The 17181-nt window shown below is 68.9% G+C and carries 16 protein-coding genes; 11 read left to right on the top strand and 5 right to left on the bottom strand.

The annotated features are described in order from the left end of the window. Position 1 precedes the first annotated feature (1 nt). The 4 genes from BKA24_RS10525 (at position 2) to glsA (ending at position 2964) form a co-directional block, all read left to right on the top strand. Positions 2-982 (top strand): ABC transporter ATP-binding protein, encoded by a 981-nt coding sequence (locus BKA24_RS10525; protein ID WP_184217816.1) that lies wholly within the window; start codon positions 2-4, stop codon positions 980-982. Beyond that, the gene (locus BKA24_RS10520; protein ID WP_184217814.1) at positions 979-1659 is read left to right on the top strand and encodes an ABC transporter ATP-binding protein; all 681 of its coding nucleotides are present in this window, start codon (positions 979-981) and stop codon (positions 1657-1659) included. The genes BKA24_RS10525 and BKA24_RS10520 overlap by 4 nt, the downstream gene beginning before the upstream one ends. A gap of 69 nt (positions 1660-1728) precedes the next feature. Further along, on the top strand, positions 1729-1989 hold the full coding sequence (locus tag BKA24_RS10515) for a hypothetical protein (protein ID WP_184217812.1): 261 nt from the start codon (positions 1729-1731) through the stop codon (positions 1987-1989). 3 nt (positions 1990-1992) lie between these two features. Then, positions 1993-2964, top strand: coding sequence for a glutaminase A (gene glsA, locus BKA24_RS10510; protein ID WP_343066082.1), 972 nt, complete (start codon positions 1993-1995; stop codon positions 2962-2964). Between the two features lie 61 nt (positions 2965-3025). Here the strand turns inward: glsA and glnA are convergent, their stop codons facing one another. Continuing rightward, a complete protein-coding gene (gene glnA / locus BKA24_RS10505) occupies positions 3026-4450 on the bottom strand; it encodes a type I glutamate--ammonia ligase (protein WP_184217810.1) in 1425 nt (474 codons plus the stop codon). A gap of 131 nt (positions 4451-4581) precedes the next feature. Here glnA and BKA24_RS10500 point away from each other — a divergent pair, with 131 nt between their 5' ends. Further along, on the top strand, positions 4582-5010 hold the full coding sequence (locus tag BKA24_RS10500; protein WP_184217808.1) for an RDD family protein: 429 nt from the start codon (positions 4582-4584) through the stop codon (positions 5008-5010). Between the two features lie 15 nt (positions 5011-5025). Here BKA24_RS10500 and BKA24_RS10495 read toward each other — a convergent pair whose 3' ends face one another. Further along, positions 5026-5736, bottom strand: a complete 711-nt coding sequence (locus BKA24_RS10495; RefSeq protein WP_184217806.1) for a DUF4191 domain-containing protein — start codon at positions 5734-5736, stop codon at positions 5026-5028. Positions 5737-5853: 117 nt separating this feature from the next. Here BKA24_RS10495 and BKA24_RS10490 point away from each other — a divergent pair, with 117 nt between their 5' ends. Then, on the top strand, positions 5854-7134 hold the full coding sequence (locus tag BKA24_RS10490; RefSeq protein ID WP_184220923.1) for a hypothetical protein: 1281 nt from the start codon (positions 5854-5856) through the stop codon (positions 7132-7134). Positions 7135-7146: 12 nt separating this feature from the next. Here BKA24_RS10490 and sucB read toward each other — a convergent pair whose 3' ends face one another. From sucB to BKA24_RS10475, 3 genes are all read right to left on the bottom strand, one after another. Next, on the bottom strand, positions 7147-8868 hold the full coding sequence (gene sucB, locus BKA24_RS10485) for a 2-oxoglutarate dehydrogenase, E2 component, dihydrolipoamide succinyltransferase (RefSeq protein WP_184217805.1): 1722 nt from the start codon (positions 8866-8868) through the stop codon (positions 7147-7149). Between the two features lie 63 nt (positions 8869-8931). After that, positions 8932-10308, bottom strand: a complete 1377-nt coding sequence (lpdA, locus tag BKA24_RS10480; protein WP_184217802.1) for a dihydrolipoyl dehydrogenase — start codon at positions 10306-10308, stop codon at positions 8932-8934. Then, complete coding sequence (locus tag BKA24_RS10475) at positions 10305-11774, bottom strand: leucyl aminopeptidase (protein ID WP_184217800.1); 1470 nt, start codon at positions 11772-11774, stop codon at positions 10305-10307. Before BKA24_RS10475 ends, lpdA begins: the two co-directional genes overlap by 4 nt. Before the next feature lie 106 nt (positions 11775-11880). Here BKA24_RS10475 and BKA24_RS10470 point away from each other — a divergent pair, with 106 nt between their 5' ends. The 5 genes from BKA24_RS10470 to BKA24_RS10450 all read left to right on the top strand — a co-directional run bounded on the left by BKA24_RS10470 (position 11881) and on the right by BKA24_RS10450 (position 17120). Further along, positions 11881-12810 (top strand): proteasome assembly chaperone family protein, encoded by a 930-nt coding sequence (locus BKA24_RS10470; RefSeq protein ID WP_184217798.1) that lies wholly within the window; start codon positions 11881-11883, stop codon positions 12808-12810. A gap of 204 nt (positions 12811-13014) precedes the next feature. Further along, the gene (locus BKA24_RS10465) at positions 13015-14352 is read left to right on the top strand and encodes an RNA polymerase sigma factor (protein ID WP_184217796.1); all 1338 of its coding nucleotides are present in this window, start codon (positions 13015-13017) and stop codon (positions 14350-14352) included. Next, positions 14349-15053 carry a coenzyme F420-0:L-glutamate ligase gene (locus BKA24_RS10460; protein ID WP_184217794.1) on the top strand — a complete coding sequence of 235 codons (705 nt, stop codon included), beginning with the start codon at positions 14349-14351 and terminating at the stop codon, positions 15051-15053. The genes BKA24_RS10465 and BKA24_RS10460 overlap by 4 nt, the downstream gene beginning before the upstream one ends. Before the next feature lie 2 nt (positions 15054-15055). Further along, entirely contained in the window at positions 15056-16078 is a 1023-nt protein-coding gene (locus BKA24_RS10455; protein WP_184217792.1) for a sugar-transfer associated ATP-grasp domain-containing protein, read from the top strand. A 25-nt stretch (positions 16079-16103) separates the two neighbouring features. Beyond that, a complete protein-coding gene (locus BKA24_RS10450; RefSeq protein ID WP_184217790.1) occupies positions 16104-17120 on the top strand; it encodes a sugar-transfer associated ATP-grasp domain-containing protein in 1017 nt (338 codons plus the stop codon). Positions 17121-17181 lie beyond the last annotated feature (61 nt).

The raw sequence follows: 17181 nt of genomic DNA, 5'->3' as shown, positions 1-17181 counted from the left end.
GATGACTGATCCCGGTGGGCTGCGGCCCCGCACCCGGACTCGGCGGGCCGAGGTGCCACCCCGGAGTGACCTGCCGGACATCCACTGCGCCGACCTTGTGCGCATCTTCAAGGTGCCCTCGCGCACCGGACCCGGGATCGAGGTGCAGGCGCTGCAGGGACTCAACCTGCGGGTGGACCGCGGCGAGCTCGTCGCTGTCGTCGGTGCGTCGGGATCGGGCAAGTCGACGCTGCTCTCGATCCTCTCCAGTCTCGATCAGCCGACCGCGGGTGTCGCGAGCGTCGCAGGCCATGACCTCCTCACTATGAAGGAGAAGGAGCGGGTCTCGTTCCGTCGGCACAGCGTCGGCTTCGTCTGGCAGCAGACCTCGCGCAATCTTCTGCCCTACCTGACGGCATCCGAGAATGTCGCTGCGGCCCTTGCCATCGGGTCGGCAAGGATCACGGGCACTCGGAGGCAGCGTGTGGCGGAACTGCTCGACCTCCTGGAGGTGACGCACTGCGCCGACCGTGCCCCCGCCGAGATGTCGGGTGGCGAGCAGCAGCGTGTGGCCGTCGCCGTCGGCATCGCCAATGCGCCCCGCGTGCTCCTCGCCGACGAACCGACGGGTGAGCTCGACGACGACACGAGCGTCCAGGTGCTCGAGGCGATGCGGTCGGTGAATCGCGAACTCGGCGTCACGACGCTCATCGTCACCCACGACCCGACCGTCTCGGAGCACGTCGCACGCACGGTGCAGATCCGCGACGGACGGACGTCGACCGAGGTCCTGCGGTCGACTCGCATCGACGAGCACGGGGCCGAGGAGCACATCGCGGAGGAGTACGCGGTCCTCGACCGGGTCGGTCGGCTCCAACTCCCCGACGAGTTCGTGGCGGCGCTGGATCTCCGTGAACGGGTACGACTGGCGCTCGAGCTCGATCATGTCGGGGTGTGGCCGGGGCAGCAAGCGCGCGGCGGGGCATCGGAGGACGCATCATGACCGCCGCCCTCCGCGGGGAGGGGCTCTCCCGCACGTTCTCGACTCCTGCCGGTGAGGTGCACGCCTGCATCGACGTCGACATCCATGCCGGGCCGGGCGAGCTGGTCGTCCTCAGGGGCCCGTCAGGTGCGGGTAAGACGACGCTGCTGAACATGCTGGGTGGGCTCGATCGTCCTTCATCCGGTCGCGTGTTCATCGGGGACGTGGATGCCGCGGCGCTGTCGGAGGATGCCCTCGCCGCGCTCCGGCGCGAACGACTCGGGTTCGTCTTCCAGTCCTTCGGCCTCATCTCGGTGCTCTCAGCCGCCGAGAACGTGGAGTTGCCGCTCCGAATCGCGGGCGTAGCGGCAGCGGAACGGGACGAGCGGGTCGCAGAGGCGCTGCGGCTGGTCGGCCTGGAGCCTCACGCTGAGCAGCGCCCGACGGAGCTCTCGGGTGGGCAGCAGCAGCGCGTCGGCATCGCCCGCGCGATCGCGGGCGACCCCCAGGTGCTGCTCGCCGACGAGCCGACGGGGCAGCTCGATTCCCGCACCGCCGCGAGCGTCATGGACCTGTTGGGGGCGCTTGTCCATGAGCGCGGGCTGGCAGCCATCGTCTCGACGCACGACCCGCTCCTCGTCCAGCGCGCCGACCGCGTCGTCGAGCTCCACGGCGGTCGTGTCACGTCCGTCGGCTGAGCGCCTCGCCTTCTCACCCCGTTGTCAAGGGTCCGGCGTGTGCGGCGGGGTGGCCGTAACGTGCGGAGCATGGATACCGACGACCGCACGGACGAGCCGACGCCCGCCACCGAGAGTCCGCACTCCGAACCCGACGGCCTCGCACACGACACGGCGTACAGTCCTAGCAGTGAGTCCGAGACCTCGCAGAAGCAGAGCGACGGCGTCGCCGACGCCGTGGATGACGACATCGACGAATCACAGGTGAACGTGGCGCCCGGGACAGGTGGGCCTGACGATGTCGGTGACGTGGAGGTGGACCCGGAGGACATCAACCTCTCGGGTCACTGACCGGTGAGGGAAGAACCGACCGCGCAGGCGCCCGGAGAACGACGCGCGCGCTCGATCGCGGATCGTGATCTCACTGCTCTGATCGCTCGGGTGCGAGAGCATGGAGGCGGCGCAGTCGACGACAGCATTCCGGCGCTGGCAGCAGCGGATCCGGAGATGCTGGCTGTCGCACTCGTCGGCGTCGATGGCTCGACCTCGTCGGCGGGCGATGCGGGCACCCCATTCAGCGTGCAGTCCGCGGTGAAGCCGTTCCTCTTCGCGCTCGCGCTCGTGGACACGGACGGCGGGGCGCTCGACCGCGTCGGCATCGAACCGACCGGCGAGGCTTTCGATGCGGTCAAACTTGAGAGCGGTACCGGGCGACCACCCAATCCGATGGTGAACGCGGGCGCCATCCTCACCGCCGCACTGGTGCACGGGGGTTCGGCGGACGAGCGGAGCGAACGCATCCTTCGCGGCCTCTCCGCCTTCGCGGGACGACCTCTATCCGTCGATGAAGACGTCGCCATCGATGAGCATCTGCTCGGCGATCGCAACCACGCGCTCGCGCACCTGATGCGGTCCGAGGGGACGCTCACGATCACCGCCGACGATGCGGTCGCCGCCTACGCGCGCGCCTGCGCCGTCCTCGTCGACGCCGAAGCCCTGGCTGTGATGGGCGCGACGCTCGCGGCGGGCGGTCGCAATCCAGTCACAGGGGAGCTGGTCGTGCCACCGGCTGTCGCGCGGGACGTCGTGTCCGTCACGGCGACCTGTGGCGTGTACGACGGGTCTGGTCGGTGGATGCGGAGCGTCGGAGTTCCGGCCAAATCGAGTGTCTCTGGGGCGATCGTCCTCGCAGCACCGGGCATCCTCGGTGCTGCGGTCATCAGCCCGCCGCTCGACGAACGGGGTACGAGTGTGCGTGGCCACCTCGCCGCCGACCTGCTGAGCGCCGAGCTCGGCTTGCATTCGTTCGGCGACCTCTCCGGGTGAACGCCTGACGCGGAAGAGCCCGCCAGGCGGACCTGGCGGGCTCTTCGCGATCGTTCGTCGATCAGACTCCGAAGTACAGCTCGTACTCGAAGGGGTGCGGACGAGCCGCGATCGGCTTGATCTCGTTCTCGATCTTGTACTCGATCCACGTCTCGATGAGCTCGGGCGTGAACACGTTGCCACGCGTCAGGAACTCGTGGTCGGCGCGCAGCGCCTCCAGCGAGTCGAGCAGCGAGTTGGGCACCTGCGGGATGTTCTTCGCTTCCTCGGGGGGCAGCTCGTACAGGTCCTTGTCGACCGGCTCGTGCGGCTCGATGCGGTTGATGATGCCGTCGAGGCCGGCCATCATCTGCGCCGCGAAGGCGAGATACGGGTTGCCGGAGGCGTCGGGCGCGCGGAACTCGATGCGCTTGGCCTTCGGGTTGGAACCGGTGATCGGGATGCGGATCGCCGCCGAACGGTTTCCCGCCGAGTACACGAGGTTGACCGGCGCCTCGTAGCCCTTGACCAGACGCTTGTACGAGTTGATCGTCGGGTTGGTGAAGGCGAGCACCGCGGGGGCGTGTGCGAGCAGACCGCCGATGTACCAGCGGGCGGTGTCGGAGAGCCCGCCGTAGCCCTTCTCGTCGTAGAAGAGGGGCTTGCCGTCGAGCCACAGGGACTGGTGCGTGTGCATGCCCGAGCCGTTGTCACCGAAGAGCGGCTTGGGCATGAAGGTCGCGACCTTGCCCCACTCTTCACACGTGTTCTTGACGATGTACTTGAACTTCAGGATGTCGTCCGCCGAGTGCACCATGGTGTCGAAGCGGTAGTTGATCTCCTGCTGTCCGCCGGTCCCGACCTCGTGGTGCGAGCGCTCGAGCACGAAGCCGGACTCGATCAGCTTGAGCGTGATGTCGTCGCGGAGGTCGGCGGTCTTGTCGACCGGGCTGACGGGGAAGTACCCGCCCTTGTACGGCGTCTTGTTGGCGAGGTTGCCGCCCTCTTCGGCGCGACCGGTGTTCCAGGCGCCCTCCTCGGAGTCGACCGAGTAGAAGCTCGAGTTCTGCTTCACCTCGTAACGCACGTCGTCGAAGATATAGAACTCGGCTTCGGGGGCGAAGAACGCGGTGTCGGCGATGCCGGTGGAGGCGAGGTACTTCTCCGCCTTCTTGGCGACCTGGCGCGGGTCCTTGTGGTAGATCTCGCCGGTGCGCGGGTTGTAGATGTCGAAGATCATGACCAGCGTCTTCGCCTCGCGGAACTGGTCGAGGTAGGCCGTCGTGACATCGGGGATGAGCTGCATGTCCGACTCGTGGATGTTCGCGAAGCCGCGGATCGACGAGCCGTCGAAGAGCTGGCCGACCGTGAAGAACTCCTCGTCAACGGTCGAGGCCGGGATGTTGAAGTGCTGCTGCACACCAGGGAGGTCCGTGAAACGGATGTCGAGGAACTTGACGTCCTCGTCCTTGATGAACGCGAGCACCTCGGAAGAATCTTTGAACATGGAGTCTCCAAGATCGGTGCGTTGTCGACGCCTGTCGGATCAGGCGTCCCTCGAACCTATCTGGATCCAGTTGCTCGGCAGTATCTGCCGTGTTTCGGGCGTGTTACGTGGCCGCGATTAGGCTGGAGGACGTGTCAGCGCCCGTTTCCGACTATCCCGGCGAGCGTCTGGGTCGACCTGTGAGCGGACCGGGTAGCATCGCCCGGCCGGGTCGGCGCATCGCGGGACTCCTTATCGACTACGCGGCGGCGACGATCATCGCCACCGCGTTCCTTGGCTACGACCAGTTCGCGCTGCCGGACGAGGCCGGCTGGCGGCTGTTCGCGCCGATGATGGTCTTCGCCGCGCTTCAGATCGTGTTCATCCCGACCCTCGGCGGAAGCCCGGGGCATCGCATCCTCGGCATGCGCCTGGAACTCCAGCGCGGCGGGTGGGTCGGCCTATGGCGCCCGATCGTGCGAACGGGGCTGCTCGTCCTCGTGATCCCTGCCGTGATCTGGGATGCCGATCAGCGCGGCATCCACGACAAGGTCGTCGGCACGGTTCTCGTCCGCTCCTGACGCGGACCCAGCCGATCAGCGGGGGCGCTGAGCGCGCGCGCGGAGCGGATCGATGCCCTTGGGGATCGGCAGCGAGGTGACCGACTGCGACACGGAGTCGATGCGCTTCACGACGGCGGCCAGCGTGGCGCGGTCGATCGTCTTCGGCAGTGCCTTGATCGTCTTCGCGAGGCGGGAGATCGGCACATCGCCTTCGCCGTGGCCGATGTAGATGACCTCTACGTTGACGCCGGACGCGACGCGGGAGACCTTCTTGCGCTCGTCGCTGACCAGTCGCGTCAGGCGACCCCGAGCGCCCTCGCCGATGATGACGACGCCGCCTCGACCCACGGCACGGTAGACGGCGTCCTGGGTGCGGGGGTTGACGCCGACGGGCATGTCGGAGGTCACCCAACGCCGACCGAGACCGGTGGAGAGAACGTGGCCGGCCGCGCCGGGCATGCCGTCGAGCTTCTTGTACATGACCCGCGTCGACAGCCGTGTGAGGAGGATCATCGCGAGCAGGAAGCCGAGGAGCAGACCGCTCACGCCCCACAGGATGACGCTCCAGATCGCGAACGGCGGGATCAGGAAGCCGATGCCGACTCCGACGCCCACGCCCACGACGACCGCTCCGATGAGAGCCCAGGGAAGCCACCGGTACTCGCCCTGTGTGAACGTGTAGAGCGAGCGGAGCTGGGAGAAGAAGCCGGGGCGCTTCTCGGGAGCGGTACTGCGGGATGCCATGTGCTCAGCCTACCTTCGCGGGTCGTCGTCTTCTGCACATCCGGTGCGGCGGCGCGACCACCCCCAGACGCGTCGGGCGGCGGGATGAGAGCGTCGTCGGGGTGCACTGTCGAGGCCATGGACGCACCCCTTCTCACCGCACCGCCGGCTCTTCGAGAGCTCGCGATCGGCGACGCGCCCTTCGCGGGAACGCTCCGCGCAGGGGACCCGCCGCAGCTCTGGACGGATGCCGCGTCCTTCGCGGCATCGGCTGCCTGGGCAGCCGTGGCGGCGGACCACCTGCTCACCGCGCAGGACTCCGCGCGCACCGACGAGGGCACCTGGGTGGTCCTGCCCCATTGCCCGGTCAGGCTGACCGACGTCGTCGAGCGGGGCGGATGCCGGTCGGCGGGCGCGATCACCACGGTCATCGTCAGCGCGCTCCGTGGCGCCGCGCAGGCGGACGCACTCGACGCGGATGACGGTCGATGGTGGGTGACCGCCGAGGGTCGGCCGGTGCTGGCGCTGACGGGGACGTCCTCGTGGCGAGAGGAGACGAGGGCACTCCTGGAGCGGATCGCCGTCGACGCCGAGGAGGCGCAGGCCGAACTGATCCACCGGGTGCTGGCGACCATCGACGATGCCCGGCTGCTTCGGCGCGAGGGGGAGGCGCTGGAGGATGAGATCTTCCGTGAGGCGGCAGCGGCCCCTCTCGACCTCGCGACTCCGGCGGAGCCGATGACCCCCGCGGCCGACCCGCTGCGGCGGTCTGCGGTCGCTCGCGACACCCGTGGGGTGGGCCTTCTGGCGGACATCGTGGAACGCGTGGTCGACGGAGCGATCGCGGATCGGATGAGGGGAGCCGCCGCGAGTGCAGGAGCCCTGATCGCGCGGATCCGGTTTCGCCGGTCGACGGCGCCGACGCAGGCGCGGACCGTCGAACGTCCGCGAACGGGGCGGCGCGCCATCGCGGTCGCGGCGGCGGCAGCGGCCGCCGTGATCATCGTCGGGGTCCTCTGGCCGGCCGAGGAGGGTGACCCCGTCGAGACGGCGCCGCGCTCATCGCCGGCTCAGGCCTCTACCCAGGCGTCAACCCCCGGCGCCGCGCAGCCTGCTCAGGCCGAGGCGTCGCCTGCACCCACACCGACGGGCGACCCACTCCACGCCGGTGCGGCGTTGATCGCGCTGCTCGCGGAGTGCGACGACGACGACTGCCGGACCTCCCGATGGGAGGCACCGGCCTCGGCGCAGCCCATCGCCGCGGCATCCGAGGAGTACGAGATCGACCTCGTCGACGAATACGGGGGAGTGGCGGCGCTGCGCGTGACCGGGCAGGACCGGACGCAGATCGTCGTCATCGTCCGCCAGAACGACGAATGGCTGGTCCGCGAGGTGTACGACCTCGCCGACCAGCCATGACGCCGGTGCGCGTTACGCGCCGAGCTGTGCCTCGAAGTCCGCCGCCTCGAGGCGTGCCTTGACCGCGCTCAGGAAGCGGGCGGCGTCGGCACCGTCGATGACACGGTGGTCGTACGACAGAGCGAGGTAGACGTACGAGCGGACGCTGATGGCGTCCTTGCCGTCGATCGAGACGACGCCCGGGCGCTTCACGACGACACCCGTGCCGAGGATCGCCGACTGCGGCAGGAACACGACGGGCGTGTCGAACAGTGCGCCACGCGAACCGGTGTTGGTCAGCGTGAAGGTGCCGCCGGCGAGCTCGTCGGGCTTCAGCTTGTTGTTGCGCGTGCGGTCTGCGAGGTCGGCGATCTCGTGCGCGATCTGGGCGATCGTCTTGTCGCCGGCGTCACGGAGCACCGGGGTGAGCAGGCCGCGCTCGGTGTCGACCGCGATCGAGAGGTTCTCGGTCGCCGGGTAGACGATCTGGTCGCCGTCGACGGTCGCGTTGATGATCGGGAACGCCTTCAGCGCCTCCGCCGCGGCGAGCGCGAAGAACGGCATGAACGACAGCTTGTCGCCGGTCTTCTCGAGGAACGACGCCTTCACCTTGTCGCGGTAGTTCGCGACCTTGGTGACGTCGACCTCGATGACCGTGGTGAGCTGCGCGGTCTGCTGCATCGACTCGACGGCGCGGCTGGCGAGCACCTTGCGCAGGCGCGACATCGCCTGGGTCGTGCCGCGCAGCGGCGAGACCTCGAGCGGTGCGGGCGCGGCCGCGGCCGGAGCCGCGGCCGGTGCCTCTGCCTTCGGAGCCTCGGCTGCCTTCAGCACGTCCTCCTTGCGGATGCGGCCACCGACACCGCTGCCGGTCACGGTCGAGAGGTCGACGCCGTGCTGCTGGGCGAGCTTGCGCACGAGCGGCGTGACGTAGGTGACGCTGTCGTCATCGGCGGTCGTCGCCTCGGCGGCAGCCACCGGCTGGGCAGGCGCCTTCTCCTCGGCGGGGGCCGGTGCCTTCTCCTCGGCGGGAGCGGCCTCGGGAGCCTTCTGCTCGGCGGGGGCGGCTTCGGGTGCCTTCTCCTCGGATGCCGGAGCCGGGGTCTCCGCCGGCGCGGCGGGCTTCTCGTCGGCGGGAGCAGCACCCGAGCCCACGCGGGCCAGGACGGCGCCGACTTCGACGGTCTCGTCTTCCTGGACGAGGATCTCGGTGAGGGTACCGGCGACCGGCGACGGGATCTCGGTGTCGACCTTGTCGGTGGAGATCTCCAGCAGCGGCTCGTCGACCGCCACGTCGTCGCCGACCTGCTTCAGCCAGCGGGTCACGGTGCCCTCGGTCACGCTTTCGCCCAGCTCGGGCAGCACCACGTCCTTGGCGTCGCCTGCGGAGCTCGCGGCGGGAGCGGCCTGCTCGGCGGGCTTCTCCTCGGCGGGAGCCTCTTCGGCTGCGGGCTGCTCGGCGGGAGCGGCTTCAGCGGGCGCGGCGTCGTCGGCGGGCTGGTCGGCCGGTGCCGACGATCCATCGCCGATCTTCGCGAGGACGGCGCCGACCTCGACGGTCTCGTCCTCCTGCACGAGGATCTCTTCGATGACGCCGCTCACGGGCGAGGGGATCTCGGTGTCCACCTTGTCGGTGCTGATCTCGAGGAGACCTTCGTCGGCCTGGATCGTGTCACCGACCTTCTTGAGCCAGCGGGTGACCGTTCCCTCGGTGACGCTCTCTCCGAGCGCGGGGAGGACCACGGATGTGCTCATGACTGTGTCTCCTTCAAGAAAGTTCGATGTCTGTCTAGCTTAGTCTCGCGGCTGCGAGGGGGTTCAGATGGTATGGAGCGGCTTGCCCGCAAGAGCGAGGAACGCCTCACCGAGGGCCTCGCTCTGGGTGGGGTGTGCGTGGATCAGCGGGGCGAGGTCTTCAGGGTGCGCCTCCCACCCGACGGCCAGCTGGCCTTCGGTGATCAGCTCTCCCACACGGTCGCCGACCAGGTGCACGCCGATGATCGGTCCGTCGGCGAGGCGCACGACCTTGGCGATGCCGTTCGTGCCGAGGATCTCGCTCTTGCCGTTGCCGGCCAGGTTGTACTCGTAGGCAGATACGCGGTCGCCGTGGAGTTCGCGCGCCTGCGCCTCGGTGAGGCCGACCGACGCCACCTCGGGGTGCGAGTAGGCGACGCGGGGGATCGTGGTCTCGGGGACCGGAATCGGGCGGAGACCGGCGATCACCTCGGCGACGTAGATGCCCTGCTGGAAGCCGCGGTGGGCCAACTGGAGTCCGGCGACGATGTCGCCCACGGCCCATACGTGGGGAACGCTCGTCTGCAGCTGGTCGTCGACGCTCACGAATCCGCGGTCGAGTGCGACGCCTGCCTCCTCGAAGCCGAGACCGTCCGTGACGGGTCCGCGGCCCACAGCGACGAGGACGTACTCGGCATCCACGCTCGTGCCGTCCGACAGGGCGACCGAGACCCCGGCATCCGTCTGAGTGACCCCTTCGCAGCGGGTCTGCAGTCTTGCCTGGATGCCGCGGCGTCGGTACGCCCGCTCGAGGGTCTTGCTCGACGCGACGTCCTCCGCAGGAAGGAGGTGGTCGAGGGCTTCGACGATGGTGACCTCCGCGCCGAAGGACCGCCAGACGCTCGCGAACTCCACACCGATGACGCCTCCGCCGAGGATGACGACGCTGGCGGGAACGACGTCGAGGGTGAGGGCCGTGTCGCTGGTGAGGATCCTCCCGCCGACGTCGATCCCGGGAAGGGTGCGTGTGCGCGAGCCGGTCGCGAGGACGACATCGGTGCCGCGGTACGTCTCGCCGGCGACGGTGACGCTCCGGTCGGTCTCGAGACGTCCCTCGCCGGCGATGACCGTGATGCCGCGTCCGCTGATCAGGCTCTGGAGCCCGCGGTACTTCTTGGAGACGATCCCCTCGCGGTATGCGGTGGTGCGCGCGATGTCGATGCCCTGGAGATAGGCGTCGACGCCGACCGAGGCGGCCTCGCGGACGTGATCGGCGATCTCAGCGGTGTGCAGGAGAGCCTTCGTGGGGATGCATCCGCGGTGGAGACAGGTGCCGCCGACCTTGCCCTTCTCGATCAGTGCCACGGTCTTGCCGAGCTCAGCCGCGCGGAGGGCCGCGGCGTAACCACCGCTGCCTCCGCCGAGGACGACGACGTCGAACGTGTGAACGGACTCGCTCATCGACTCTCTCCCTCGAGGAACGCGAGGATCGTGCGGATCGTCGCCCCGGTCGGACCCTTGTCGGTCGCGCCGAAGGGAGCCTTCGTCGTGCCGCTTCCCGCGATATCGAGGTGGACCCACGGGATGCGCGGCGCATCGGGCTCGTCGGAGGTGCGGCCGACGAAGCGCTGCAGGAACAGCGCCGCGAACATCGTCCCGCCGGCCGGATCGCCGATCTTCGCGTTCTGGAGATCGGCGATCGGGGAGTCCAGGTCGTCTTCCATGTGGGCGGGCAGGGGGAGCTGCCACGCGAGCTCGCCGGCGGTCGCCGCCGCGTCGAGGTACCGCGCGACCGTGGCGTCGTCGCCCATGACGCCGGTGTGGCGATTTCCGAGCGCGACGGTGACGGCGCCGGTGAGTGTCGCGATGTCGATGATGACGTCCGGCTGAGTGCGGCTGGCCGCCACCAGCCCGTCGGCGAGGACGAGTCGTCCTTCGGCATCGGTGTTCAGCACCTCGACGGTCGTGCCGTCCAGCATCGAGAGCACATCGCCCGGACGGGTCGCGCGACCGGAGGGCATGTTGTCGGCGATGCACATCCACGCCGTGACGGCGACGGGAAGTCGGAGCTGGGCTGCCGCTCGCACGACGGCCAGCGCGGTGGCCGCGCCGCACATGTCGTACTTCATGCCGACCATCGATGCGGGCGGTTTGAGGGACAGTCCACCGGTGTCGAAGGTGATGCCCTTGCCGACGACGGCGACGTGACGGCAGGCTCCTTCCGGTGCGTAGGAGAGACGCACGAGTCGGGGCGGCCGGTCCGACCCCTGGCCGACGCCGAGGATGCCGCCGAAGCCACCCTCCGCGAGCGCCGCCTCGTCGAGGATCTCGACGTCGATGGGGAGGCCCGCCACCTCCTCGGCGGCCCGATCGGCGAGGTCGGCCGGACCGAGCCACTCCGCGGGGATGTGGACGAGATCCTTCACGAGGGCGACGGCGCCGCCGACAGCGGAGATCTCTTCGGCGGCACCGGCATCGACGTCCTCAGCGGTGTGCACGGTGACCCGGGACGCGCGCTTCTTCGCGGCATCCGTCGTCTTGTATCCGGCGAAGCGGTAGCCGCCGAGGACAGCGCCTTCCGCCGCTGCGCGCCACAAGCCGTCTGCCGCAGGTGCCGCGACGGCCAGCTCGGCGAAGCCGACGGCCGTGCGCACCGCCGCACCGACCGCGTCGCGGAGAGCGGCGGCATCCGGCGCGGACCCCGTCCCGACCGCGATGATCGGCGTCGACGTGGACTGCGGTGCGAACGCACGGACCGTGTTGCCGGCCGCGCCCGTGAAGCCGATACCGCGGAGGGAATCCTCCAGACCCGGCCAGTCGGCGAGGATCTCGCCCGCGTGGTCCAGAGGCGGAAGGGCGAGGACGAGGGCGTCGGCGCCGGAGTCTCGCAGAGCGGTGGGGGACACGATCAGCTCGGGGTACGGCATGGTCTCCATCCTAGGGAGCAGGTCGCGCAGGCCGGGCTCGCGACGTTCGCTCAGAGCGGGATGTCCCACGCGCCGACCCCGTCGGCGGGACTCGTACAGTGGGATCATGCCGTTGTCTGGACCCCTCTACGAGCGCGTCACCTCAGCACCTCCCGTCCCGGCCGGACTCCCGCTCGTCGTCGCGCTCACCGGGTTCACCGACGCGGGGTCGGCGGTGAGCCGCGTCGTCGATCACTTCCGGACCGACCACGAGCCCGAACCCGTCGTGTCGTTCAACGCCGACGTCCTCTTCGATTACCGCGCCCGGCGGCCGCTCATTACCTTCGACGGGGATCGACTCGTCGAGTTCCAGCCACCGCGCCTCGAGCTCTCGCTGGCGCACGATTCACTGGGGCAGCCGTTCGTCCTGCTCGCGGGGTACGAGCCCGACTTCGCGTGGGAGGCGTTCGTCGACACGATCGTCGGACTCACCGAGGGTCTGCAGGTCCGTTCGGTCACCTGGGTCCACGCCATCCCCATGCCCGTGCCGCACACCCGCCCCCTCGGGACGACGGTCAGCGGCACCCGGACCGAGTTGACCGAGGCGCACTCGGTCTGGAAGCCGCACACCCAGGTTCCCGCCACGGCGGGGCACCTCCTGGAATACCGGCTCACCGAGACGGGCGCCTCCGTTGCGGGCTTCGTCCTCCTGATTCCGCACTACCTCGCCGAAACGGACTTCCCGGCCGCCGCGATCGCCGCGCTGGACAGCATCTCCGTCGCCACCGGTCTGGTCTTCGACAGCGATGTGCTCCGTGAGGAGAACCGCGAGTACCTCGAGAAGGTGGACGGTCAGGTGGAGGGGAGCGACGAGCTCACCGCCATGCTCCACAACCTGGAGAACCGGTACGACGCGTACATGGCCGGCGCGACTCAGGCGCAGCCCATCATCCACACGGGAGATCTCCCGTCGGCTGACGAGCTCGCCGCCGAGCTGGAGCGGTTCTTGGCGAATCGACCGAGCGGCGACGACGATCGGCACCCGGGTCTCGGCTGAGCACGGAGTCCTCCGTCAGGGAATGTCGCGCCCGGTTCGGGTGTTGACAGGGGTACGTCCTTCATGCATCCCAGACGTATGAGAGAATGGACGAAATGACCCGTTGTCAACGGTGGGGGCGCACTTCGGTGCGCTGCGCCGGACTTGACAAGGGTCTTACTAGTGTCCGAACCCCGGCGGAGTGCCGTCGGTGAAAGGCGAGACGTGACTTCAGGCACGAAGACCACCCGCACGCGTGCGGCCGCAGCGGCCGACGAGGAGACGACGACGTCCGCGGCCGCGGAGAAGGACACGGCGAAGAAGGCCCCCGCGCGCAAGCCTGCAGCGAAGTCGGCGACGGCCGCCAAGAAGACCGCGACGAAGGCGGCTCCCGCCAAGGCGCGCGCGTCGAAGGCAAAGGCCAAGGCCGAGGATGAGCCCGGCGACGACGAGGAAGAGGCCGAGGACGTCGAGATCGACGCCACGGACGATTCCGACGACACCGCCGACGACGCCAAGAAGGACAAGGGCGACGACGAGGAAGAGGGCGCCAAGCCCGCCTTCACCGAGCCGCTTCCCACGGGCGCGATCGTCATCTCGTCTGCCGACGACGACGAGGTCCCGGTCTACTCGACCCAGATCACCGGTGCGACGGCCGACCCCGTCAAGGACTACCTGAAGCAGATCGGCAAGGTCCCGCTGCTGAACGCGGCGGAAGAAGTCGAGCTCGCGATGCGCATCGAGGCGGGCCTGTTCGCCGAGGAGAAGCTGTCGCACATGACCGCCGCCGAGAAGTCGGCGCAGCTCGGACTCGACCTGCAGTGGGTCGCCCGCGACGGTCAGCGCGCCAAGAGCCACCTGCTCGGTGCGAACCTGCGCCTCGTCGTCTCGCTCGCCAAGCGCTACACGGGCCGCGGCATGCAGTTCCTGGACCTGATCCAGGAGGGCAACCTCGGCCTGATCCGCGCCGTCGAGAAGTTCGACTACACCAAGGGCTTCAAGTTCTCGACGTACGCGACCTGGTGGATCCGTCAGGCGATCACCCGCGCCATGGCCGACCAGGCCCGCACGATCCGCATCCCCGTCCACATGGTCGAGGTCATCAACAAGCTGGCCCGCGTGCAGCGGCAGATGCTGCAGGACCTGGGCCGCGAGCCCACGCCCGAGGAGCTCAGCCGCGAGCTCGACATGACCCCCGAGAAGGTCATCGAGGTGCAGAAGTACGGCCGCGAGCCGATCTCGCTGCACACGCCGCTCGGTGAGGACGGCGACAGCGAGTTCGGTGACCTCATCGAGGACACCGAGGCTGTCGTGCCGGCCGACGCGGTGGGCTTCACCATGCTGCAGCGCCAGCTCGAGTCGCTCCTGGACTCCCTCTCCGAGCGTGAAGCGGGCGTCATCCGCATGCGCTTCGGCCTCGGCGACGGCCAGCCCAAGACGCTGGACCAGATCGGCGACACGTTCGGGGTGACCCGTGAGCGCATCCGTCAGATCGAGTCCAAGACGATGGCGAAGCTGCGGCATCCGTCGCGTTCGCAGTCGCTGCGGGACTACCTCGAATGACCGGCGCCGCCAACGAGGGCAAGGAGCTCACGAAGGCGATCGACGGCGCGACGTACGCACGGATCCCGCTGCGCACGCGCGTCGTCATGCCCGGTGACGATCTCGACGCGATCATCGACGAGTACGCCGCGCCGCACCTGCAGCCCGGCGACCTGCTGTTCGTGACGGAGAAGATCGTCGCCATCACGCAGGGCCGGTCGTACCTCGTCGAGGACATCGATCCCCGGCCGCTCGCCCGCTTCCTCTCGCGCTACGTCGTGAAGACGAAGTACGGCATCGGCCTGGGCATGCCCGAAACCATGGAGATGGCGCTGCGCGAATGCGGAACGCCGCGCATCGTCTTCGCCGCCGGTGTCGCTGCGGTCACGAAGCTCTTCGGCCGGCGGGGCGATTTCTACCGGATCGCGGGCGACAAAGCCCGGTCGATCGACGGACCCACCCCGCACACGATCCCGCCGTACAACAAGGCGGTCGTGCTCGGCCCGACCGACCCGGCCGGCGTCGCAGCGCGACTGAAGGCGAAGCTCGGCGGCGCATACGAGGTCGCCGTGGTCGACATCAACGACATCGGCGGGAACATCCTCGGTTCGACGCTGGACAAGGCGGGGGAGCAGCGTCTCGTGCGCATCCTCGCGGACAACCCCCTGGGCCAGGGGCACCAGTCGACGCCCCTCGGGATCATCCGCGCGTCGGAGGTGTGAACGTGGGAGCCCTGCACCGCCTCTACCGTCGCGCCCGCTTCTTCGTCCGCCGCATCGCCGGCTTCGACAGCGAACGCGTCCTGCAGTTCGCGCGCCAGTCGGCTCGCCTCTCCAAGGCGCCGCTGTGGTGGGTCGTCGCCGACATGGTGTGGTGCTCGGTGCGGTACGAGACCACCTTCGAGAACTACTCGGAATGGGACTTCCGGATCCTCAAGGGTCGCGAACGCGCGACCTACATGACCGATCCGAAGTCCTTCCACCTCGCACGTCGACTCAACGACAACAGCCGGCGCGCCATCTTCGACGACAAGCTCCAGTTCGCGCAGCACTTCGGGCCCGAGCTCGGCCGTGAATGGATCGATCTCCGGGCGACGGATGCCGCTGCGTTCGGTGACTTCGTGAGCCGGCATCCCCGGATCATCGCGAAGAATCCCGGAGGCGTCGGCGGCAACGGGATCTCGCTTCGCGACACCGGGGACATCGTCGACCCGGCGAGCGTGCGCGACGAGCTCCTCGCCGCGGGGCAGGTGCTCGTCGAAGAGGTGCTCGTGCAGCACGAGGACATGGCGTCGCTGTACCCGGCGAGCGTCAACTCGCTCCGGATGGTCTCTTACCTCGACCCGGATGGCACGGTCCACGTTCTGGCCGGAGTGCTCAAGATCGGCAACGGCGGCGTCATCGACAACTTCAGCAACGGCGGCATGTACACGATGCTCGACGAGCACGGTCGCGCGCTCCACGCCGCGAGCGATGAAGAGGGAAACCCGTTCGGTGAGCACCCGGTGACGGGCGTTGCGATCACCGGTTTCCAGGTGCCGCTCTACGACGAGGTGCTGGAGCTCGTCGATCGCCTCGCCCGCCGTGTGCCGGCCTTCCCCTACATCGGGTGGGACATCGCGATCACGCCGTCCGGCCCGGTGGTCATCGAGGGCAATCACAACTCCGGCGTGTTCCAATCCAAGCCCTCGGTCTCCGGCATCCGACAGGGACTGCTGCCTCGGTACCGCGCCGCGATGCGGTTCTGATCGACCCCCACCAGGAGGAATCCGCATGCGTCGCATCCGCGTCCGACTGCAGTACCTGATCCGTCGTGCGCGAAAGCTGCGGCCGGGCAACCTCGTCGAGTTCGCGCGCACCGTCCAGGGCGTCTCGAAGGCGCCGCTGCCGGTGATCATCCTCGACATGCTGTGGTGCTCGGTGAAGTACGACATGGCCTTCCGCGACTATGCGGTCTGGGACATCCGGCTTCTGAACGCCCGCGAACGCGCGACGTGGATGACGCACCCGAAGTCGTTCCGCATCACGAAGATGTACAACACGGCCGAGGGACGGGCCAAGCTCGAGGACAAGCGCCGCTTCGCCCGGGAGTACGCCGATCTCCTCGGCCGCGAGACGATCGATCTGCGCGATGTGGACGACGCCGAGCTCGCCGCGTTCCTGTCACGCCACTCGAAGGTGCTCGCGAAGCCGAACGAGGGTCACGGCGGCGGCGGGATCGACCTCCACGAGGTGACGGCGCAGACGGATGCCGCGTCGTTCCGTGCCGCGGTCACCGCGAAGGGTCAGAGCGTCGTGGACGAGTTCATCGTGCAGCACCCCGACATGTCGGCGCTGTACCCCGACGCGGTCAACACGGTTCGACTGATCACGTTCCTCGACACCACCACCGACAGCGTCCACCTGCTCGCTGCGGTGCTGCGGATCGGCAACGGCGACGTGATCGACAACTTCGCCTCCGGCGGCATGTTCACGATGCTCGACGACGAGGGCGTCGCGATGTACCCGGGTGTCGACAAGAACAGCAACGTCTACCGGGAGCACCCGGCGACGGGGAAGCCGATCGTCGGCTTCCCGGTGCCCATGTACGACCGCGTGCTCGATCTCGCGGCCGCCCTCGCGCGGCGGACTCCCGAGGCCCCGTACGTCGGCTGGGATATCGCGCTGACCCCCGTCGGCCCCGTCGTGATCGAGGGGAACCACAACTCGAGCGTCTTCCAGCCCAAGCCGTCGGCGTCGGGTGTGCGGACCGGCCTCCTGCCGGTCTACCAGGCCGCGGTCGGTTTCTGACCCTGCCGCGGACTCGTCCGCGCACGGAAGAGGCCCCCACCGAACGGTGAGGGCCTCTTCT

Origin of the sequence: Microbacterium marinum (genome assembly GCF_014204835.1) — a bacterium.
Lineage (GTDB): Bacteria > Actinomycetota > Actinomycetes > Actinomycetales > Microbacteriaceae > Microbacterium > Microbacterium marinum.
The sequence above is the reverse complement of the archived record's forward strand: the minus strand, read 5'-3'. Positions and strand labels throughout refer to the sequence as shown.

Bases quoted from the DNA above. Each gene is read 5' to 3' on its own strand.
- BKA24_RS10450 (WP_184217790.1), top strand. From the start codon at position 16,104: ATGCGTCGCATCCGCGTCCGACTGCAGTACCTGATCCGTCGTGCGCGA.
- BKA24_RS10520 (WP_184217814.1), top strand. From the start codon at position 979: ATGACCGCCGCCCTCCGCGGGGAGGGGCTCTCCCGCACGTTCTCGACT.
- BKA24_RS10525 (WP_184217816.1), top strand. From the start codon at position 2: ATGACTGATCCCGGTGGGCTGCGGCCCCGCACCCGGACTCGGCGGGCC.
- sucB (WP_184217805.1), bottom strand. From the start codon at position 8,868: ATGAGCACATCCGTGGTCCTCCCCGCGCTCGGAGAGAGCGTCACCGAG.
- lpdA (WP_184217802.1), bottom strand. From the start codon at position 10,308: ATGAGCGAGTCCGTTCACACGTTCGACGTCGTCGTCCTCGGCGGAGGC.
- BKA24_RS10475 (WP_184217800.1), bottom strand. From the start codon at position 11,774: ATGCCGTACCCCGAGCTGATCGTGTCCCCCACCGCTCTGCGAGACTCC.
- BKA24_RS10490 (WP_184220923.1), top strand. From the start codon at position 5,854: ATGGACGCACCCCTTCTCACCGCACCGCCGGCTCTTCGAGAGCTCGCG.
- BKA24_RS10460 (WP_184217794.1), top strand. From the start codon at position 14,349: ATGACCGGCGCCGCCAACGAGGGCAAGGAGCTCACGAAGGCGATCGAC.
- glnA (WP_184217810.1), bottom strand. From the start codon at position 4,450: ATGTTCAAAGATTCTTCCGAGGTGCTCGCGTTCATCAAGGACGAGGAC.
- BKA24_RS10470 (WP_184217798.1), top strand. From the start codon at position 11,881: ATGCCGTTGTCTGGACCCCTCTACGAGCGCGTCACCTCAGCACCTCCC.
- BKA24_RS10515 (WP_184217812.1), top strand. From the start codon at position 1,729: ATGGATACCGACGACCGCACGGACGAGCCGACGCCCGCCACCGAGAGT.
- BKA24_RS10495 (WP_184217806.1), bottom strand. From the start codon at position 5,736: ATGGCATCCCGCAGTACCGCTCCCGAGAAGCGCCCCGGCTTCTTCTCC.